This window comes from Microbacterium allomyrinae (assembly GCF_020682705.1).
GTDB classification, from domain to species: domain Bacteria; phylum Actinomycetota; class Actinomycetes; order Actinomycetales; family Microbacteriaceae; genus Microbacterium; species Microbacterium allomyrinae.
This window is the reverse complement of the sequence record NZ_JAGTTN010000003.1, coordinates 147,412-167,871: the sequence shown is the minus strand read 5'-3', so window position 1 is coordinate 167,871 and position 20,460 is coordinate 147,412. Positions and strand designations below refer to the sequence as shown.

Below are 20,460 nucleotides of genomic sequence, written 5' to 3'. Positions count from 1 at the left end.
TAGAGGGATAGTCAGCGGATGCGGCGGGTGGCGGCGACGTCGACGGCGACGGCAGCCGCGATCAGAGCGCCCTTGATGACCGCTTGCCAGTAGGAGGGGACGAGCATGAGGTCGAGGCCGTTGTTGAGCGTCTGGATGAGCAGCAGACCGATCGCCGTGCCCCACAGTGATCCGCGGCCGCCCATGAGGCTCGCTCCGCCGATGACGACCGCAGCGATCGCATCGAGCTCGTAGCCGGAGCCGAGCGAGGGAGTGCCGGCGATGACGCGCGATGACAGTAGTACGCCCGATGTCGCGGCCAGGAGCCCCGAGACCACGTAGACGCTCAGGAGCACGGCCGGAACGCGCACCCCCGCGATCGACGCCGCCTGCGGGTTGCCGCCGACGGCGTAGATGCGGGTGCCGTAGGTGGTGCGCGTGGTGAGCACGAGCAGAACGATGAACCCGACGATCATCACGATCACCGCCAGGGGCAGCTCGAACAACTTGAACTTCGCGAGGTCGCCGAACGCCGGCGGAAGGCCGTTGATGGGCGCACCATTGCCGATGACGTAGGCGAGGCCGGATGCGGTGGTGAGCAGAGCCAGTGTCGCAATGAAAGGGGGTACGTGAAGGAACGCCACCAGTGCGCCGTTGGCGAGCCCAACCACGACTCCCGTGGCGATCGCCGCGGCGAAGGCGAGCCCGAGCTGATCGGGGTTGGCCTGGGCCATCCACGCTGCGACCATGGCCGACAGCGCGATCGTGCTGCCGACAGACAGATCGATGCCTCCGGTGAGGATCACCAGTGTCTGCCCGAACGCGATGAGTGCGAAGGGTGCTGCGGCGAGCAGGATGCTCTGGAGGTTGTCGAGGGTGCCGAACCGCGCGTTCGTGGCGCTGAAATACACCACCACCAGGATCATGATGAGCAGCATCGAGCGCTTGATGAGGAACGACTGCGCGGTCTTGACCGAGAACCGGCGCGACGACTGCTCGGTGAGGGTGGTGGTGTCGGGCGGGAGGGTGGCGGTCATCTGGCGACCTCCTTATCGTTTCCGTGGGTCAGTCCCGCGGCGTGGCGGAAGATCGCGTCCTGGGCGGTGTGGTCGAGTTCGTCCGCGGTGAGTTCTCCGGCGATGCCGCCCTCTCGCACTACGAGTACGCGGTGCGAGAGGCCGATCACCTCGGCCATGTCGGACGAGGCCATCAGGATGGCGACGCCGGAGGCGGCGAGGTCGGCGATGATGCGGTACATCTCGCTGCGGGCGCCGATGTCGACGCCGCGGGTGGGTTCGTCGAGGAGCAGAAGGCGGATGTCGCCGGTCAGCCACCTTCCGAGCACGACCTTCTGCTGGTTGCCGCCTGACAGCAGTGACACCGACTGCGACAGCGACGCGCGCTTCAGGCGCATCGATTGCATGACTTCGTCGATCCGTCTCGTCGCGGCACGCTGCCTTACCCACGACCCCACCGAGAACTGGCTGAGATGCGGGAGGATTCCGTTGTCGCGGATGCTCATCGACAACACAAGGCCGGCGCGTTTGCGATCCTCGGGCACGAAGGCCATCCGTGCGGCGATCGCGGTCCGTGGCGATTGAATGCGCAGCACACGACCGCCCACGCGCACCTCGCCGCCCCTGCGGCCCCGGATGCCGAAGAGGGCCTCAAGAAGTTCGGTGCGCCCGGCTCCGACGAGTCCGGCGAGCCCGACGATCTCGCCGGCTCGCACCGTCAAGTCGACGCTCGAGGCGAAACCGTCGACCGTGACCCCTGAGACCTCGAGCACCGGCTCGCCGTCGGCGCGGCTCACTCGGACGGGGAAGAGGTCTTCGAGTTCGCGACCGATCATCGCGGTGACGATGCCGTCGTCGGTGATGCCGGCAGCGGCGGTGTCGACGATCAGCCGGCCGTCGCGCAGCACGATGACACGGTCCGCGGTCGCCCGGATCTCCTCCATCTTGTGCGTCGTGAGCACGATCGCGACGCCCTCGCCGCGCAGGCGGTCGATGATCTGGTACAGGCGGTCGACCTCGCGCACCGAGATGGCCGACGAGGGCTCGTCGAGCAGGATGACCCGGGCGCCGACGGTTGTGATCTTGATGATCTCGATGATCTGCTGCATCGCGACGGTGAGATCGCGCATCGGAGTGCGCGGATCGATGTCGAGGCCGAAGTCGCGCAGCAGTCGGCGCGACTCCGACCGCATGGCGGCGGAGCGCAGGAACACCGCAGCGCTGGTGGTCTCTCGCCCGAGAAAGATGTTCTCGGCGACGGTCATGTCGGGCACCGGGGCGAGTTCCTGCGGAACGATCGCGATTCCGGCGCGTGCGGCGGCGACCGAGTTGAACCGGTGCTGCGCCACTCCGGCGATGGACAGGTCTCCCATGTCAGCGATCACCTGGCCCGCGATGATCTTCATGAGCGTCGACTTGCCGGCACCGTTCTCGCCGGCGAGGGCGACCACCTCACCGGGGTGGAGGTCGAGGTCGATCCCCTTCAATACCGGGATGCCGCCGAAGGCCTTGTGGATCCCGCGGCCCGAGAACGGCGGCTCGCCGGCGTACGCGTCGTCTCTGTGCATCCGAACTTCCTTGTCACACATGCTGGGTGCTAGATATCACGCTTCCTGCGCGATAATGCAGACTATACCACGTAGAAAGCGATATATCCCAAACAGACTGTTAGAATTCGCAGGGGTTGGCTCAAGCCGAGGCCCAGAACGGTGTCAGCGCATCGATCGCATGCTGATAGCGCTGGTATCCCGTGTCGTAGCGATCGACCCCCGCATCGGTGGGGTGAATGGTGCGCAGGTCGCCCGTCATCGCGGCCACTGCCGATCCGAGGTCATCGTGCACACCGACCGCGACGGCGGTTAGCATGCACGCCCCGAGCGCGCCCGACTCGCTGACAGCGGCGATCTCGATGTCGGAGCGCAGAGCGTCGGCGAACATCTGCGCCCAGCGGGCGCTCTGGGTCGCGCCGCCGGCGAGATGTATGCGGTTCACCGGAAGCGCTGCGCGAAGCGCATCGATGTGGTGACGGTGATTGAACACGACCCCTTGCATCACCGCTCGTAGCAGGTGCCCGCGCGTGTGCCAACCGCGCACTCCGAGGAAGCTCGCCGATGCATCTACCTCGTACGGCGAGCCGTAGAGGAACGGCGCGTACACCACGTCGTCGGGGTCGGCGTCGATGGCGGCGATCTCGGCCTCGACCCGGGTGAAGACGTCGTCGCCCGAGACGCCCGCGGGGCCGATCATGATGCGCTGCACGAACCACTCCATGTTCGTGGCGCTCGAGGGGGATACCGCCTGGTTCATCCACTGTCCGGGCGTGACGAAGTTGCGTGTGCACCATGCCGGATCGGGCGCGGCGGAATCCGAGATCACCTGATTGATCGAGTACGTGCCCGCGATGACCGAGAGCGCGCCGGTCTGCCACGCCCCCGTCCCTAGTGCCGAGCAGTCCACGTCGTGGGCACTGGCGCCCACGGGGGTTCCCTGCACGAGTCCGAGCTGGATGGCCGCCGCCGCAGTGAGGGTGCCGGCCACCTCGGTCGAATCCAGCGCCGGCGCGAACAGTCGTTGATAGGCGCCGAGGCCATAGGTGCCGAACGCGTCGGCCGAATATTCCTGGGTGCGGTAGTCCACGAACGACAAGCTCGCCTCGGTGCGGTCGGTCGAGACCGTTCCGGTGAGGCGCGCCTTGAGCGCGTCCTTGCAGGGCAGCGCGTACGCCGACCGCGCGAGCCGATCAGGGTCATTCTGCGCGAACCACGCCACGAGGCTCGCCGGGGTCGAGGCGAAGGGCATCTGCCCCGTCGTCGCCATCGCCCTCTGGGCGGTGCCATCTTCATGCCAGCGGCGCAGGATGCCACCCGCACGGGTGTCGAGCGAGGCGATCCCCCTCCCGACGGGCCGTAGATCCTCGTCGAGGAAGTACAGCCCGTCGCCGTGCGCGGTCACCCCGATCCCGACGATGTCGCCGGGGGCGATCCGGGTCTGCGCGATCACCGCGCGAACGGCACCAACCACCGCATCCCACAGCTCGTCCTGATCACGCTCGACGTGACGAGGCGCATCCGAGACGGTGCGCACCCGTCGTGCCTCGACTCCGATCTGCCGGCCGTCGAGGTCGAACACGACGGCCTTGGTGACGGTGAGCCCGGCGTCAATGCCGAGGAGATGTTGCGCCAACGCTGCGTCCTTCCTCCGTGCGCGTGAAGCGCTCGATGTAGATCCGGTACTCCGACGCTTCACGGCGACGGCGTTCGACGCTCCAGTCGAGTTCGTCGCCCATCAGCTCGACGACCTCGTCGAGTACCCCGAGGCCGAGATCACCGTCGAGCCCGAGCATCGTGCGCCGCGCCAGTACGTCCTGCAAGCGGACGGCGTGTTCGAAGCGTATTCCGAAGACCACCTCGGCGCGCAGTGCCAAGGTTGCGCCGAGTTGCGCCGTGTCGCCGCCGGACACGGCCGATCTCGCAACGTCGACGCACCGCGACCCGTAGAGCGATACAAGGCGTTCACGGGCGGGCGCGGTGAGGTCCGGCAGGATCCGGGCGAGCTCAAGATGCGCCGCCGCGAGGTCGCCCCCGCCGGGCAGTTCGGCCGAACGGGTGGTCGAGCGCCCGCGCTTGCCCAGCGCGCGCATGGCGCGGTCTGCGGCGTGCTCGCCGAGGGTGCGGAACGTCGTCAGCTTGCCGCCGATCACCGTGAGCAGGCCTGGGTGGGACGGCGCATGCGAGTGGATGATGTGTTTGCGCGTGATCTTGCCGACATCCCCCGTGGGCACGTAAGGGAGGGGACGCACACCCGTGTAGGCGTACTCGACATCATCCTGGCTGAGGTGCGCGCCGGGGAAGGCGAGATTCGTCTCGGCGAGGATGTAGTCCACTTCCTGCTGATCGGGCTGAGCCCGATCGAGGTCGCCGCTGAAGCGCTTGTCGGTGCTCCCGATGAGATAGCGGCCGTCCCAGGGGATGACGAGCACCTGGCGGCCGTCGCTTCGCGCCTCGTAATACACGCAGTCGGTGACAGGTCCGCCGGGGAAGCGACGAACCACCAGGTGCGTGCCCTTCGTGCCGCCATTGAGCCGTTCACGTCCCATCGGCGAATCCGCGAGCACGTCGTCGATCCAGGGTCCTGCGGCGTTCACGACGACACGGGCGCGCACCGTCTGCTCACGGCCGGACTCCGCATCTACGAGCACGGCACCCACGACACGATCACCCTCGCGTACGAGGCTCGTCGCTGCGGTGTGGTTGCGCGCGGTCGCACCCGCCCGCTCGGCCGCGAGGAGCAATTCCACGCATAGCCGCTCGGCGAACTCCACCTGTGCGTCGTAGTACCTTCCGGCCCCCTGCAATCCATCGGCGCGCAGCCCGGGCGCGAGCGCGATCGTCTCCGCCCGCGAAAGCGCACGGTGATTCGGAACCGACTTGCCCACCGAGAGCACGTCGTAGATCAGCATGCCGAGCCGCAGAATCCATCGATTGTGCTGATTGGTCCGGTAGAAGGGCATGAGGAAGGGCAGGGGCTTCACGAGATGAGGTGCGCGTCGCAGCAGCCATTCGCGATCGCGGAGCGACTCGTAAACGAGGCCGAACTCGAGGTGCTCGAGGTACTTCAGCCCTCCGTGGACCAGCCTCGAAGACCACGACGAGGTCCCGCTGCCCCAGTCGCCCTTGTCGACGATCAGCACCTTCACACCTCGGGATGCCGCGTCCCATGCCGTCGCCAGTCCGTTCACGCCCCCGCCGATCACCAGAAGGTCGTAGGGTTCGTCGCTCGTGTTCACCGGTGCGCCGACGTCGGCTCCGGAATCTGCGTCCACCACAGTGTCTCCGCTCTCTCGGTGATATTTATACCATGCCAAATGGTAGAGTTATCACCTTGATTCGAGGAGGCATCCGCCATGTCCACACTTCCCGTTCGCCCCGGCGCCGTCCGATCGCTGCGCCGCGTGCTCAGCCACGACGGATTCTTCCTGGTGTGCGCGATCGACCACCTCGAAGACTTCGATGCGCTGCTCGGTGCCCCGTCCGTCGATCGCGATGTGCGGGTGATGCGCGAGAAGGCGCGGCTGGCCGGTGCGGCGTCGGCCGTCGCCTCCGCCGTGCTGCTCGACCCCGTCGCCGGAATCCCCAGCGCCGTGCTCGCGGACGCGCTCGCCGAGGGCGTCGGAGTGATCGCTTCGATCGAGGACGAGGACTACGGCCACCCCGCGCATCCTCGCGAGAGCGTGCTGCGCGAAGGGTGGGATGCGTCGAAGGCGAAGGCAGCCGGTGCCGACATGGTCAAGTTGCTGTGGTTCTACCGGCCCGATCTCGTGCCCGAGGTTGCCGCCGCCCAGCGCGACCTCCTGGCGGCGGTGTGCCGCGACGCCGTGACAGCGGGTCTCACCTCGGTGATCGAGCCGATCTGGCATGCGGTCGAGGGCGAGGACGTCCACGACCTCGAGTGGCGTGCCCGGCGCGACGACGGCATCGTTGCGTCCGCCCTCGAGGCGGCGCGTCTGGGCGCCGACGTGCTCAAGGTGGAGTTTCCCGGATCGGTGAGCACTCCGGCCGAGCGGACCGCGGCATCCGATCGCTGCGCACGCCTATCCGCCGAACTCGAAGTGCCGTGGGTGCTGCTGTCGGCGGGGGTGTCGCTCGCCGACTTCGAGACGCAGCTGCAGATCGCGTGCGCGGGCGGCGCCTCGGGCTACATGGCCGGCCGAAGTGTCTGGCGCGACGCGGTCGGCGACCCGTCCCGTGATGCCGAGGTGGTTGCGCGGCTGCGGTCGCTCAACGCGATCGTGCGCTCCTACGCGCGCCCGGCCATGCCCGAGGTCTCGCTCGACGACGCCGTCGCACTGCCCCGCGACTGGTACGTGGACAGCATCGGCTGACCAGCCCGGCCCCTTCGCCTGATTGTGGCGCAACGCTGTCAACGGCGAAGCGAACCTGTGGCCAAGTCGACCGGAACCTGTCGCCGACGAGGCTCAGGCGAGGCAGCCACCACGCCCGAACCGTAGCGCCAGCCGCGCGGTGATGCCATGGACATTGTGGATGCGACTGTCGAGGCCGCGTTCGAGTAGACGCGGGCACTGTCGGACGGCGTACGCCGGTTGAGTGGCGGCGACGCCGCCAGATGCAGGAGTGCAACCCTGATGGCGAACGTGCACCGCGGGTCGCTGCCGCTACTGCCGAACATGCCGTGGCTCATCCGAGTCCCTCCCCGAATGCGGCACTAGGTGTCGGCGGGAGAGCGCTTCAGCGTGATTGCAGGTCAGTGCAGGGTTTGAGATCGAGTGCAGGCCCATGTCCTGTCTCAGGACATGGGCGACGGTTGTGCATCAGGACATCGGTGACAGTTGGTGTGTCAGGCTATCGGTGACACTTCTCGTCGTCTGGGGCCGTGGGGTTTGCCGTTGCCGATGTACCTGATGCCGGGTGGGGGCCAGTTGTGCTCGGCGAGGAGGGTGCCGCCGTCATCGAGGATCTTGATGCCGGCGGCTTCGTAGATCAGGTAGACGTCTTGCCCGCGCGGATCGCACACCGACGGCATGTCGCGTCACCCCAGCGACGATCGTCGTCGGACTGTTCTTCGACCGCCGGCTCCGGGGCTCGAGAGCCGCAGCCTGCCCCTCCAGAAGCCACTGCGCGATCGCGAGACGGACACGAGGGTCGACAAGCTCAACACGACTCATCCCTCACAGATAGAGGAGAAGTGTCACCACGAGGAGACCAGGAGTGTCACCGATGTCCCGAGACATGACAGTAGTGACGTCCACACATTAGGGGTCAAATCGCACGGTCAGTCGCTATCGCCGGTTGCTTCCTGGTCCCTCGAATCAACCCATGCGGCGAGCCTCTCAACGGCCCTCCGGCCTTCAGCCGTCAGCACGTGCCGGTAGGGGTCGGAGGCCTCCGGGCTGCCGTGTCCGCTCACGCCGGCGGACGCTGCCCACGGGATCCCTGCGTGCTCGGAGAGGGTCACGTAGGAGTGTCGTAGCCAGTGCGTCGTGGCGTCGCCCTGAGCGACCCCTGCTCGCAGGAGGGCCGCGCGTAGGTCGTCGTTGTCGTCTGTGTTCGTCTTCGGTGAACCGTCGGCCCGGTGCCAGACCAGTCCGTGAGGGTTCGGTGCGTCGTCTCCCTCAAACACCTTCTGCAACTGGAGGCGCGTCGCTTCGGTGAGGGGGATTTCGCGGGGTATGTCGTTCTTCGGCCGGACGAGCACATGCCGGCCCTCAAGGAGCTGCCATTCGAGGTCATCGGAGATCTCGATCACACGTCGGGGGCAGTTTCCGGCTCGCTTCTTGCCGCAGGTGCCGCCACAGCCGTGGATGAACGATGCGTCGGTCAGCGACCACGACAACTCCGCGATCCCGCGTGCGAGATCGACATCCTCGCGTCGAAGCGCTCGAGCCTCACCGCTGCGCAGTCCGGTGAGCAGCCCCAGCGTCCATCGCGCATCCTCGATGGCGAGCAGTGCCTTCGCTTCGTCACGCGTCAGCGAGTCGCGGGCCTTTCCCGGGCGGGCGCGGCGCGGAGGTGTGAGCATCGCGACGTTCTCTGTGCTGATCCGCTCTGCCCGCGCGTGCTCGAGCATCGTCACGAGGGTCCGGTGGGCTCCGGCGACGGTCGAGTCCCCAACACCTGTCTTACGGATGGCGGCATGCATCCGGCGGACATCAGCGGGAGTGAGTTCCACCACCAGCCGCCGTCCCAGGGTGGGCAGGATCTTGGTTCTGACGATGGACCGGTAGTTGGCCAGCGTGTGCGGTTTGGCCCGACGACTGATATCGTCCAGCCACTCCTTGGCGAGGTCGTCCACGCGGGTGGAGCGGTCGAGAACCATGCCAAGGGAGTCGCGCTCACGCAGCATCAGGTTCAGCTTCTTGACCGCGCCGTCCTTCGTCTTGGACATCCGTGCCTTCTGCAGCCGCGCACCGGTCTCTGGATCGAAGCCGACATCGACCACGGCGCGCCACATTTTCCGGGTTTCCACCCAGTACAGGGCTCCCTGACCGTGCTCGCGTGCCTTCGGCATGGCCCCAGGCTACCCGATTTGGTGTACACATAGGTGTACACATAGCCGTGGCGCCACGTGGCGTGACGTGGCGCCGCCAACGAAAAAACCCCCGGAATTCCGGGGGTTTTATGGAGGGGATGACGGGAATCGAACCCGCGCTATCAGCTTGGGAAGCTGAAGTTCTGCCATTGAACTACATCCCCATGCGACCTTTCGGCGCTCCGTCAGCATAACAGGACGCCCCCGATAGGCTGGCTCCGTGCTGCTCAGTGACCGCGACATCCGACTCGAGATCGACGCGGGGCGCATCGGCCTCGACCCCTGGGATCCGGGCATGGTGCAGCCGTCGAGCGTCGACGTGCGGCTCGACCGGTACTTCCGGCTCTTCGACAACCACAAGTACCCGTTCATCGATCCCGCCGAGGATCAGCCCGACCTCACCCGCATGATCGAGGTCGACCCCGAAGAGCCGTTCATCCTGCACCCCGGCGAGTTCGCCCTGGGCTCGACGTTCGAGCAGATCACGCTGCCCGATGACGTCGCCGCGCGTCTCGAGGGCAAGTCGTCGCTCGGCCGCCTCGGTCTGCTCACGCACTCGACGGCCGGGTTCATCGATCCCGGCTTCTCTGGTCACGTCACCCTCGAGCTGTCGAATGTGGCGACTCTTCCGATCAAGCTCTGGCCCGGCATGAAGATCGGGCAGGTCTGCTACTTCCGCCTCTCGTCGCCCGCCGAGAACCCCTACGGCTCCGGCCCCTACGGCAATCGGTATCAGGGGCAGCGCGGGCCCACGGCCTCCCGTTCCTTCCAGAACTTCCATCGGACCGACGTGGGATCCACGGATGCCGGGCGCCAGGGCGCCTGACGAGTTCAGGGCGTCGGGTCTCCGAGGACGGGCGCCCGTGCGTACACGTGCACCTGCGAGCCTTCGAGCACGAACTGCAGCGCCGTCCCGTCGGGGAACCGCTCGCGCAGTTCGGCTGGCGACTGGATGCCGACGGTGAAGGTCGCCGTGGCCGGAAACGGGCCGGCGCCGCAGGCGCCGGCGGCATACATGAGGTTGTCGCCTTCCCCGCTGAACACGGTCAGGCAGGGGACCCGTTCGTCCAACCCCGCGCCGAACTGCTGCGGCTGCGAGATGACCGACATTCCGAAGAATGTCTCGAACGCGAGAGACCCCTCCGTGCGGTCGCCCCAGAACTGACTCGGCCATTCGACGTCCTCGTCGGCCGAGAGCACCGCGATCTTGCCGGCTTGGAGCGCCTGCGCCGACAGCGTGAGCACCACGCCGAGCACGATGGCCGCGACCAGCGATGCCGCCCAGACCCGCGGCATCCGGCGCTGCCACCACGGCTTCGACGCAGGCGTCTCGACGGGACCGGCCTCCCTGATGCCGGCATCCGCGGTCGTGCCGGTCTCTGCGCCGGAATACGCGTCATCGACCGTCTCGGGCTGCGCGTGATCGCTTCCGATCATCGCCGCGGGCAGCGATGCGTCGACCGAGGGCGCGTCTGTCTCGGGGTCTACCTCACCCGCACTCGGCGACTCGAGGGGCGCCGCCGTTGCGCGCCCGCGGCCCTCGAGTTCCTGCAGGCGCTGCAGGGCCGCGGGGTCTTCGTGGATGTCGGCAGCCCGGCCGTAGGCGCGCTCACGGAGTAGGCGGAGCTCTTCGGCGGGATCATCTGCGATCGAGGACATCGATGCCATCCTGCCTCACCGGCGCACTCCGCTACGGCACCGCCGGCAGCGTCGCGAGGATGTCGACGACGAAGACGAGCGTTTCGCCGCTCAGATCGTCTTCGTTGATCGTGCCCTCGCCGTAGGCGGACGCGGGCGGGATGACGACGAGCACCTGGGATCCGACCGTCTGCCCTTCGAGCGCCTCTTTGTACCCGGCGATGACCTCGGTCGTCACGAGCACCGTCGGCGCCCCCTTGCTCCAGCTCGAGTCGAACACCGTGCCGTCGGACCAGCGCACGCCCGCGTAGTGCACCATGACGCTGTCGCCCGGCGCGACGACCGCGCCGTCGCCGCTCTTCAGCACCGCCACCTCGGTCTCGGCCGGCGGTTCCCCACCCGGAACGGTGACGATGGGTGCGCCGCTGTCCGTGAGCGCGACGGTGGGCATCCCCTCGGCCCGTTCCTGGTCGGCGCCGGTGGCGACGCCGGGCCGCACGCCGAGCACATCGATGACCCGGACCGTCGGACCCTCCTGATCCGTCCCGGCGACCGCGACGACGACCCGCGACCCGACGGGTGCGCAGCCGATGAGCTGGCCGATGTTGGCCGCAGGCGTCGGCAGTATGGGTGCCCCGTCGTAGCCCTGCGACTGCACCTGCGCCCCGGTGAGGGCATCGAACACCGTGACCGCATAGTCGACGAGGCTCGCGCTGTCGACGGGATCGCCCGCGCCCTCCACGACCACGGTGCGCTCGGTGCTCGTGATCGCGAGCGGCGGGGCGAGCGAAACGGAGGCCGGCGACCCGACCGCCCCGTCGACGACGACCGCGTCCGACACGGTGCCGGCGGGAGCTGCGCTCGCGCACAGATCCACCGGTGGCGGGACGTCCGGCTCGGCGGTCTTGTCGCCGCTGCATCCGGCGAGGAGCACGGCCAGCAGAGTGGCTGCAGTGAGGGCGACGAGGGGTCGAGCGCGCACGCGGAACCTCCGGGGGTCGAGGGCGGGCTGAGGGTGCGGGGCGAAAGACATGAGCATGATTTCCTGAGCCGCGTGACGGGCGGCGAACGTGGGTCGACCGGGGCGGCCGGACGTGCCGAAAGGGATCGGCTCAGCCGATCGAGTACAGCAGTGGACCCTGGCTGCCAAGGGCGACGGCGTCGATCGGACCGGTGACCGCGACGCCGTAGGTGTGGCGCTGCCACACCCGTTGGACCACGCGGGTCACACCGATCACGCCCGACTCGGCGCTCACCGCCACGGGCCATCCGCCGCCCTGGTAGACGGCAGCGATCGAGCCGGATGCCGGCAACCCCGTGGGAGCCTTCACCCACGCGATGCCGTCCCACGTGATCCTCTGCACCTCGCCGTCGATGACGGCCATGGCTTCGGGCGCCGGACCGTCCACGTACGCGGCGTCGACCTGCTCGCCGACCTCGAGCCGCGTATCGGCGATGTTCCACGATCCGCCCGCGGCGGGGGAGAGGTGGTACAGGTAGCCGGCCTGCTGGAGCATCGCGTGCAGTTCTCCTCCCGGCAGGCGCACGGCGCTCACCGTGCCCGTGAAGTAGTGTCCGGTCCAGGTCTTGGTCCATCCCGCGGGACCGTGCTCGATGTGCAGCAGCCTGCCGTCCTCGACCGCGAGCAGTTCAGGGAAGCCCGTGCCGGCATCCACGCCCGAGATGCTGGTCGCATTCAGGGCGAGACCGGTGTCGACCTTCGTCCACGAGCCGTCGACGACCGAGATGCGCCGCAGCATGCCCTCTTCGCTCACCATGATCTCCGCCGAGTCGCCCCCCATCGCGACGGCGGTGAAGACGCTCGAGTCCACGGCGATCCCGGTCGAGATCGACACGTACGAGTCATTGCGACCGGGCCGGATCTCGTAGAGCAGGGTCTCGGGGGCTGTGGTCGTGGGGGCCGGGATCGCAGGCGTTGCAGAGAGCGCCGCTGCGGCATCCGCCCCGTCGAGGAACGCGACCGGGTCGATGTTGCGGCCATCCCGAGTGACCTCGAAGTGCAGGTGACGTGCCAGCGCGTGGAGGTCGCCGCGCTGGCTGCCGCCCATGTATCCGATGAGCTGCCCTGCCTCGACGTACTCGCCCTGCCGGACGAGCGGCGCCTCCGACAGGTGGGCGTACCTGCTCGCGTAGCCGTCGGCGTGAGTGATCCGCACCTGGTTGCCGAACCCGTGGCCATCGCTGCGGGTGGTGCCCCACGTGCCGCCGGTCACCGTGCCCGCAGCGACCGCGAAGATCGGCTGACGCACGCCTCCTTGCGCATCGATGCCCAGGTGGAGTCGGCGCCCGAGCTGACCGTCGAGGCCGCGGGCATCCAGATACCGGGTCCCTGGCGCCGCGTTGTAGATCCAGGGGTTCGTCGGATAGACCCGCCCGAACGCGGCCGGGGCGGTGGCGAGAGCCGGAGACTCGGGTGAGGGAGCCGCGATCGTGGGTTCGCCGCTCGGGGTGGGAGCCGGTCGCAGCGGCGCGGGCACCCACGGCACGGGTGAGGGGGACGGCTCGGACGGCACGGGCACGGACGGCGACGGTGGTGCCGTCGAGGTCGGCGTCGGCGCGGGCGTCGGTGTCTCCGAGTCGGATGGTGCCGGAGTGGGGTCGATCGTCGCCGGCTCGGTCGGTGCCGGCGTCGATGGGTCACCCGCTCCCGCCTGCGCGATCGCGCCCGTCGGGATGCCCGCGCTCACGATGCCGGCAGACAGGACGATCGCGCCCGTGACGAGAAGGGCGCGCCAGCGGGACGTTTCGCGGCGGCGGAGAATCACCCCGTCACCCTGGGAGGCGAAGATGTCGCGCGGGTGTCGAGTCGACGTTGTACGAATGTCTCGCCCGCGCAGACGCGGTGCCGGGTGTCTCTCTCCACCCGGCCTTAACCTTCCGGACACACCCTGCTCGTCACGGTCTCGTCCGCAGTTCATCGCGTCACCGGAAACTGCTCGGTGCACGCCGATGCGCACGCCCGGACGATCCCGGCGCGAGGGCCGGTTGCGACTTGTCGGCGTCGCTGGGGATCGGAAAATGGGGAATCCACTGGTGCGCGACGATGCTGTGATCACGCGAGCGCGCGTGACGTTCACCGAGTTCCGTTCGCCCGACGATCCGATGCTCCTCGCGTGGGCGCGCTTTCGCGGCGTCCTCGCGGCGGGTCTCACCGCGGCACTGCCGGTCCCGCGCGCGGCGCCTGCCGGAAAGCGGGACTCGGGACTGTGGCGTCTGCTGGCCACCAACAACCGCGAACTGGCGCGCAGCTTCCTGCTCTATACCCGGTTCGAGGCGGCGCACGCGCACGTCGAAGAGCTGCAGGCGAACCACGGCACGCTTCGCATCGTGCACCTGTCGGGGGCGAGCAGCGGGTCGCGGGGGTGGCTGATCACGGCGGCGGATGTGCCGGTCATGACGTGCAGCCGCTGGTACGGCTCGCTCTCGACCGCTGCCGCGGCCGCCGAGGGCGCGCTGGAGGCATTCCGTGGTGCCGTGCCGGCCGACGCGCCCGACCGGAGCGACGCATCGGGTCGCTTTCGCCGCCGCACACCCGTGGGTGCGGATGTCCGCCCGACGTGACCGGATGCAGGCGGACGCGGCATCGAACGTGGTCGCGGTGACGCGGGTCGCGGACCACGACGCCGGGCGTTGCGTCCGATGAGCGATGCGTCAGGCCTCGTCTCGGGGCGATTCCGTCTCGGCGAACTCCTCGGCACCGGCGGCTCGGCATCCGTCTTCGCCGCTTTCGATACGCACACCGGATCCACGGTCGCGCTCAAGATCCTGCATCCGCATCTCTCGGAACGCCCCGTCGCGCGCGACGCATTCGTCGCCGAGGCCCGGCGGGTCGAGCCGTTGCGCCATCCGAACATCGTCGCGGTGTGCGGCGCAGGTGTCGACGAAACCGCCGACCCGCTCCTGGTGTGGATCGCTCTCGAGCGCGCGGAGGGCATGACGCTCTCGGAGCACGTCGCACAGCACGGCCCGCTGCCGGTGGCCGACGCGGTCGCGGTGGCCGACGGCGTTCTGCGCGCGCTCGAAGCCGCCCATGAGATCGGCCTCGTCCATCGCGACGTCTCGCCGTCGAACGTCATGGTGAGCCGGCGCTCGGCAGGAGGGTCCGGAGCTCCCGCGGGAATCGACGGCGACGGTGTGCGATTGCTCGACTTCGGGATGGCGGATGCCGCGGGCCACGCTGCGTGGGGCACCGACGACCTGCTCAGCACCGAACCGACCGGTCGCCGGGGAGTGATCGGCAACGTCAACTATCTGTCTCCGGAGCAGGCGCGCGGAGAGCCGGTCGACGCGCGGGGCGACGTGTACCAGAGCGGAGCCGTCCTCTGTTTCGCGCTGACGGGGCGCGCGCCGTTCCCCCGCGAGACGACCGGGCAGACGATGCGTGCGCACCTCGAATCGCCGCCGCCCGTGCCGTCGGTCGTCGACCCGCGCATCCCCCGCGGCCTCGATCGCATCGTCGTGCGCGCGATGCTCAAGGACCCGGCCGATCGGTTCGCGTCTGCCACCGAGATGCGCGCGGCCCTGACGCATCTCCAGGTCGCGCCGGACGCGCAGGTCACCGCACGCCACACCATCGCCATCGCCGTCGCGGCCGTGGCGCCGCCGATCGCCACCGTCTCGTCGCCCGTCGCCGCCGCGACGCAGGCCGTCGCGGCATCCGTCTCTCGCATTCCCGCGCCCCGCCCGGTCGAGGTGCCGACCGTCACTCGGGTGCTCGGCCGCACCGTGGTGCCGCCGCGCGAGCACGGGGCGCCGAGCCCGCTTCACCACGCGCATACCGCGAGCGGTCGCCCGCGTCGCGTTCGCCCGCGCGTCGGCACCTGGATCGCTGCCACGACCGCCGCACTCGTCGCCACGACGATCGTGGTGTTGGCCGCCGCGAGCTCGCCCACCGCCTCGATCGAGCGGACGCCGACGACGGCGGCGACGCCCGTCGAGACGCCGGTGCCGACCGAGTCCGCACCCGTGCCGCAACCCGAAGCCGACGTCGTACCCGTCGCGCAGCCGGCTGTGCCCGATCTCGCCCATCACTCGATCGGCGAGGCCGAGCGCGCGCTCGCCGATGCCGGACTGGTCGCGGGCGAGGTCCGCCGCGTCGATTCCCCGCTGGCGGCCGACACCGTGCTGGAGTCGAGCCCTGCCGCCGGCAGCCGGCTGGCTGCGGGAACGGTGGTCGCGCTCATCGTCGCGTCGGGATGGAACACGATCCCGGATGTCACGGGTCAGGGCCGCGACGCCGCCGCGGCGATCGTGCAGTCCTCGGGTTTCGCGCCCTCCTTCGCATATCGCACCGCACCGGCGGGCACCCCGGCCGGCGCGATCCTCGGCACCGACCCGCAGGCGGGAACGATCTTCGCGGTGGGCACGCCCATCACGATCCTCGAAGCGCTGACGACGACATCGACACCCACGCCGACACCCACCACGCCGGCGCCTACCCCGTCGCCGACGCCCAGCCTGGGCGCAGGAGGGTGACGTGACCCGCGCGCATCCGTTCTCAACACACGGGACAGGCGTCCTTCGCAGTGCGGACGCCGCGCGTTCATCTTCCGCGCCGATGGTGGCGTGGGCTGTGGGAGCCGACCCTGTTCCCCGTCGCCCTGTCCCCACCCGGAGGAGACCGATGCCTGCTTCGCCGCGCCGCGAGAGGTCTGCATGAGCAACGACGCAGCGACCGGCTCGGAGACCGCGTACGACGCCTCGATGCCCGAAGGGGCGACGACCCGCGACGCGGCCGATCGGTTCAATGACGCCGCGACCGCGGTGCTGATCGATCAGACCACGTTTCTCCCGCCCCTGCAGCGCGACCCCTCACAGGTCGCGTCGTCAGCCCGCGACCTGTCCGCCACCCCGACCTTCGCCGACACCGCCTTCCGGCGGGTCGCCGTCGCCGCCGGCGGGATCACGGTCGCCATCATGCTCGCGGTCGGCCTGTTCCTGGCCTTGCGCGCGGGCCAGGCGATCCTCCCGCCCGACGGCGCGGGCCTCAGCTTCCTGACGACACAGGCATGGTCGCCCGAGACCGGGGAATTCGGCATCGCGGCGGTGCTGTTCGGCACCATCACGATCGCCCTCATCGCGCTGTGCATCTCGGTGCCGCTGGCGCTGGGCACCTCGCTGCTCATCTCCGAGGTGCTGCGCGGCCGGGCGAAGCAGTGGGCGGTCACTCTCGTCGACCTGATGGCGGCTGTGCCCAGTGTCGTGTTCGGCCTGTGGGGTGTCTTCTTCCTGCAGGAGGCGATCATCCCCGTCGCGCGCTGGATCTCCACCTACTTCGCGTGGATCCCGGTGCTCGCCGTGACGGATGCCGAGGGCAACGCCCTCAGCGATGCGTCCGCGTTCACGTCGTCCGCCTTCATCGCCGGTGTCGTCGTGGCGCTGATGGTGGTGCCGACCCAGACCTCGATCATGCGCGAGGCCTTCATGCAGGCACCGCCCGGTGAGCGCGAGGCCGCGTACGCCCTGGGATCGACCAGGTGGGGGATGATCGGCGCCGTCGTGCTGCCGTTCGGTCGCGGCGGCATCATCGGCGGCACGATGCTCGGCCTCGGCCGGGCCCTGGGCGAGACGATCGCGGTCTACATGATCATCTCGCCGATCTTCGCGATCAACTGGCAGGTGCTGAAGACCGGCGGCAACTCGGTGTCGGCTCTCATCGCCCTGCGTTATGGCGAGGCGAGCGAGTTCGGCCTGTCTGCACTCATGGCCGCGGGGCTCGTGCTCTTCCTCATCACTCTGCTGATCAACTTCTCGGCCTCCTCGATCGTCGCGCGGTCACGCTCGGGCGCGGAAAGCGAGGCGTGATGACCATCACCGTCGAGCCCACGGTCACGTCTCCCGCCGAGATCGACGATGTCGCGGGCGATGTCGTCGAGACGTCCGTTCGCACGAGCATCCCCGACCGCGACGGCATCCCGACGGGTCCGCGCCGGACGGTGCGCTCGGCGCGTCTCGACGACCGCTACGCGCTGCTGGGCAGTGCCGCAGCGGCGCTCGCGCTGGCGGGTCTGCTGTTCGGCTGGATCGCGCCCCTCACCGGGGTCATCGGCTTCGTCGTCGTCGCGTTCCTTTCGTTCCTCGCGTTCTATGCCCTGCTGGTGAGCATCACCTCCGACGGACGCGAAGTGACCGACCGGGTGATGACGGTGGTGCTCTTGAGCGCGGGCGTCATCTTGTTCGGCGCCCTGCTGTTCGTCGTCGTCTTCACGATGATCCGCGGCTGGGACGCGCTGACGCATGTCAACCTCTTCTTCCAGGACATGAGATTCGCAGGGCCGCTCGACGGCCTCGATGTCGGCGGCGTCGCGCACGCGATCGTCGGCACTCTGATTCAGATCGGCATCGCGCTGGTCATCTCGATTCCGCTCGGAATCGTGACGGCGCTCTTCCTGAACGAGGTGGGCGGGAAGTTCGCGCGGTTCGTGCGCACGATCGTGGATGCGATGACCGCGCTGCCCTCGATCGTCGCGGGACTCTTCATCTACTCGGCCCTCATCATCGGGCTCGGTCTCGAGCGTTCCGGATTCGCCGCGGCACTCGCCATCACCGTGATGATGCTCCCCATCATCATCCGCGCGTCCGACGTCGTGCTCCGGCTCGTCGCCGGCAACCTGCGTGAGGCCTCGTACGCCCTCGGGGCGTCCAAGTGGCGCACGATCTGGCACGTCGTACTGCCCACGGCCCGCTCAGGCCTGGTCACCGCGGTGATCCTCGGCACCGCCCGCGGGATCGGAGAGACCTCGCCGGTGCTTCTCACCTCGGGCATCACCAACGTGATGAACACGAACCCGTTCGACGGGCCGATGATCTCGCTCCCGCTGCAGGTCTTCGACTTCGTGCGCTCGCCCGAGCCGAACGTCATCGCACGCGGGTTCGGCACGGCCGCCGTGCTGATGCTGCTCGTGCTGACGCTCTTCGCGATCGCCCGCGTCCTCGGAGGGCGCGGCCCCGGCGACCTGTCGCCGCGACAGCGCCGGGCGGCGCTCGCGCGGTCGCAGCGCGACCTCGTCCGCTCCGAGCAGCGTGCCGCGGCGCGCCGCATCGAGACGACCGGCTATGGCGGGCTCGGCTTCGAGCGCGCAGACACGTACACGGATGCCGCAGCCGCCGCCCCGGCATCCACCCCGTCCCAGGAGGAACCGCAATGACCCCGATCAGGCGTCGCCCCACGCGCTGGATCGCCGCTCTCGGCGTGCTGCTGATCGTCTTGGGCGTCGCGATGCCCGCCCACGCCGTCACCTACGAGGTGATCACCGGAAGCGGATCGACCTGGTCGCAGAACGCGCTCGACCAGTGGCGTCGAAATGTGGCCTCGAACTACGGCATGACGGTGAACTACTCGGGGGTGGGCTCATCCGCGGGCCGCTCCGACTACATCAACGGCAAGATCGATTTCGCCGTGAGCGAGATCCCCTTCCAGTCGCAGCCCGAGGACGGATCGGCGCCCGAGGTCCCGCCGCGCGGGTTCGCCTATATGCCGATCGTCGCCGGCGGCACGGCGTTCATGTACCACCTCAACATCGGTGGCAAGCGGGTCACCAACCTGCGGCTGTCGGGCGCGGTGATCACGAAGATCTTCACCGGTGCGATCACGAAGTGGAACGATCCCGAGGTGCAGGCCGACAATCCCGGGCTGGCGATGCCCGACAAGGCCATCGTGCCGGTGGTGCGCTCCGACGGCTCGGGTTCGTCGGCGCAGTTCACGCTCTGGATGTCGAAGCAGCACGGCGACCTGTGGGGCAACGGCATGCGATCGCAGTTCCCGACACCCGCCAACGGCAAGGCGCAGAGCGGATCGTCGGGCGTTGCGGGCTACGTGAGCCAGGGGTATGGCGAGGGAGCGATCACCTACGTCGAGTACTCGTACGCGCTCGAGGCGGGCTTTCCGGTGGCGAAGGTGCTGAACTCGCAGGACTACTACGTCGAGCCGACGGCCGACTCGGTCGCCGTCGCCCTGCAGTACGCCAGGATCAACGGCGACCTGACGCAGATCCTCGACGAGGTGTACGCGAACGGCGACAGGCGGACGTATCCGCTGTCGAGCTATTCGTACATGATCGTCCCGACCGAGGTGGGCGGCGTCTTCACCGAGGCGAAGGGCCAGACGCTCGGCACGTTCGCCAGCTACATGCTGTGCGAAGGCCAGCAGCAGGCCGAGGACCTCGGCTATTCCCCGCTCCCGATGAACCTCGTGCGCGCGGGATTCGACCAGATCGCGCGCATCCCCGGTGCCGGCGCCGCCAATCGCGATCTGAACAAGTGCAACAACCCCACGTTCAAGCCGGGTGACGACGAGAGCAGCAACCAACTCGCCCTCACGGCGAAGCAGCCCGCGGACTGCGACAAACGCGGCCCGAACCAGTGCACGACCGGCACGGCGGGCGCGCCGGGCGAGACGCCGGTCACCGGGTCGGGCACGGGAGGCGCGGCTGCCGGCGCGGCCGGCGGAACGGGTGGGGCCGGGGGCGCCGCGGCGGGCGGAGACGCCGCTGCAGCAGCCGCAGCCGGGGACAGCGCGGCCGCGGTGTACGACTCGGAGGGAAACCTCATCTCGGGCGGTGACGGCGCCGTGGCGGGTGTCGCCGCGTCGTCGCCGTTCACGCTGGACGACGAGGGCTGGGGCTGGCAGCAGACGGTGATGCTCGCCGCGGTGGTGCTGCTGATCGCGGTCGTGGCGGTTCCTCCGGTGCTGTCTCCGCGCATTCGCCGCAAGGCCACCCGATGACCCGGCGGTCGCTGAGCGCTCGGTCATCGAGCCGGG

Annotated in this window: 16 protein-coding genes and 1 tRNA gene; 7 read left to right on the top strand and 10 right to left on the bottom strand. The window is 69.0% G+C overall.

Annotated elements, in window-relative coordinates:
• Positions 1 to 11 precede the first annotated feature (11 nt).
• The 4 genes from KEC57_RS10520 to KEC57_RS10505 all read right to left on the bottom strand — a co-directional run bounded on the left by KEC57_RS10520 (position 12) and on the right by KEC57_RS10505 (position 5,820).
• Entirely contained in the window at positions 12 to 1,016 is a 1,005-nt protein-coding gene (locus KEC57_RS10520) for an ABC transporter permease (RefSeq protein ID WP_229384576.1), read from the bottom strand.
• Complete coding sequence (locus KEC57_RS10515) at positions 1,013 to 2,563, bottom strand: sugar ABC transporter ATP-binding protein (RefSeq protein WP_229384575.1); 1,551 nt, start codon at positions 2,561 to 2,563, stop codon at positions 1,013 to 1,015. The genes KEC57_RS10520 and KEC57_RS10515 overlap by 4 nt, the downstream gene beginning before the upstream one ends.
• Positions 2,564 to 2,684: 121 nt before the next feature.
• On the bottom strand, positions 2,685 to 4,178 hold the full coding sequence (locus KEC57_RS10510; protein WP_229384574.1) for an FGGY-family carbohydrate kinase: 1,494 nt from the start codon (positions 4,176 to 4,178) through the stop codon (positions 2,685 to 2,687).
• Positions 4,153 to 5,820, bottom strand: a complete 1,668-nt coding sequence (locus tag KEC57_RS10505) for a glycerol-3-phosphate dehydrogenase/oxidase (RefSeq protein ID WP_229384573.1) — start codon at positions 5,818 to 5,820, stop codon at positions 4,153 to 4,155. Before KEC57_RS10505 ends, KEC57_RS10510 begins: the two co-directional genes overlap by 26 nt.
• Before the next feature lie 78 nt (positions 5,821 to 5,898).
• Here KEC57_RS10505 and KEC57_RS10500 point away from each other — a divergent pair, with 78 nt between their 5' ends.
• On the top strand, positions 5,899 to 6,876 hold the full coding sequence (locus KEC57_RS10500) for a hypothetical protein (protein WP_229384572.1): 978 nt from the start codon (positions 5,899 to 5,901) through the stop codon (positions 6,874 to 6,876).
• A 473-nt stretch (positions 6,877 to 7,349) separates the two neighbouring features.
• Here the strand turns inward: KEC57_RS10500 and KEC57_RS10495 are convergent, their stop codons facing one another.
• The 3 genes from KEC57_RS10495 to KEC57_RS10485 form a co-directional block, all read right to left on the bottom strand.
• Complete coding sequence (locus KEC57_RS10495) at positions 7,350 to 7,535, bottom strand: hypothetical protein (protein WP_229384571.1); 186 nt, start codon at positions 7,533 to 7,535, stop codon at positions 7,350 to 7,352.
• Positions 7,536 to 7,784: 249 nt separating this feature from the next.
• Entirely contained in the window at positions 7,785 to 9,020 is a 1,236-nt protein-coding gene (locus tag KEC57_RS10490; protein ID WP_229384570.1) for a tyrosine-type recombinase/integrase, read from the bottom strand.
• A 111-nt stretch (positions 9,021 to 9,131) separates the two neighbouring features.
• Positions 9,132 to 9,205 (bottom strand) — tRNA-Gly (locus KEC57_RS10485).
• A gap of 56 nt (positions 9,206 to 9,261) precedes the next feature.
• Between KEC57_RS10485 and dcd the strand changes: the two genes are divergently transcribed.
• On the top strand, positions 9,262 to 9,867 hold the full coding sequence (dcd, locus tag KEC57_RS10480; protein ID WP_229384569.1) for a dCTP deaminase: 606 nt from the start codon (positions 9,262 to 9,264) through the stop codon (positions 9,865 to 9,867).
• 5 nt (positions 9,868 to 9,872) lie between these two features.
• Here dcd and KEC57_RS10475 read toward each other — a convergent pair whose 3' ends face one another.
• The 3 genes from KEC57_RS10475 to KEC57_RS10465 form a co-directional block, all read right to left on the bottom strand.
• Positions 9,873 to 10,700 (bottom strand): hypothetical protein, encoded by an 828-nt coding sequence (locus KEC57_RS10475; protein ID WP_229384568.1) that lies wholly within the window; start codon positions 10,698 to 10,700, stop codon positions 9,873 to 9,875.
• A gap of 31 nt (positions 10,701 to 10,731) precedes the next feature.
• The gene (locus tag KEC57_RS10470) at positions 10,732 to 11,661 is read right to left on the bottom strand and encodes an FKBP-type peptidyl-prolyl cis-trans isomerase (protein ID WP_229384567.1); all 930 of its coding nucleotides are present in this window, start codon (positions 11,659 to 11,661) and stop codon (positions 10,732 to 10,734) included.
• Positions 11,662 to 11,791: 130 nt separating this feature from the next.
• Positions 11,792 to 13,465: a M23 family metallopeptidase gene (locus tag KEC57_RS10465; RefSeq protein WP_229384566.1), complete on the bottom strand. Its 1,674-nt coding sequence runs from the start codon at positions 13,463 to 13,465 to the stop codon at positions 11,792 to 11,794.
• 253 nt (positions 13,466 to 13,718) lie between these two features.
• Between KEC57_RS10465 and KEC57_RS10460 the strand changes: the two genes are divergently transcribed.
• The 5 genes from KEC57_RS10460 (at position 13,719) to pstS (ending at position 20,424) form a co-directional block, all read left to right on the top strand.
• Positions 13,719 to 14,261: a hypothetical protein gene (locus tag KEC57_RS10460; protein ID WP_229384565.1), complete on the top strand. Its 543-nt coding sequence runs from the start codon at positions 13,719 to 13,721 to the stop codon at positions 14,259 to 14,261.
• 78 nt (positions 14,262 to 14,339) lie between these two features.
• The gene (locus tag KEC57_RS10455) at positions 14,340 to 16,175 is read left to right on the top strand and encodes a protein kinase domain-containing protein (RefSeq protein ID WP_229384564.1); all 1,836 of its coding nucleotides are present in this window, start codon (positions 14,340 to 14,342) and stop codon (positions 16,173 to 16,175) included.
• A gap of 180 nt (positions 16,176 to 16,355) precedes the next feature.
• Positions 16,356 to 17,504, top strand: a complete 1,149-nt coding sequence (gene pstC, locus KEC57_RS10450) for a phosphate ABC transporter permease subunit PstC (protein WP_229384563.1) — start codon at positions 16,356 to 16,358, stop codon at positions 17,502 to 17,504.
• Positions 17,504 to 18,847 carry a phosphate ABC transporter permease PstA gene (gene pstA, locus KEC57_RS10445; RefSeq protein WP_229384562.1) on the top strand — a complete coding sequence of 448 codons (1,344 nt, stop codon included), beginning with the start codon at positions 17,504 to 17,506 and terminating at the stop codon, positions 18,845 to 18,847. The genes pstC and pstA overlap by 1 nt, the downstream gene beginning before the upstream one ends.
• Positions 18,844 to 20,424 (top strand): phosphate ABC transporter substrate-binding protein PstS, encoded by a 1,581-nt coding sequence (gene pstS / locus KEC57_RS10440; protein ID WP_229384561.1) that lies wholly within the window; start codon positions 18,844 to 18,846, stop codon positions 20,422 to 20,424. The genes pstA and pstS overlap by 4 nt, the downstream gene beginning before the upstream one ends.
• Positions 20,425 to 20,460: the final 36 nt, after the last annotated feature.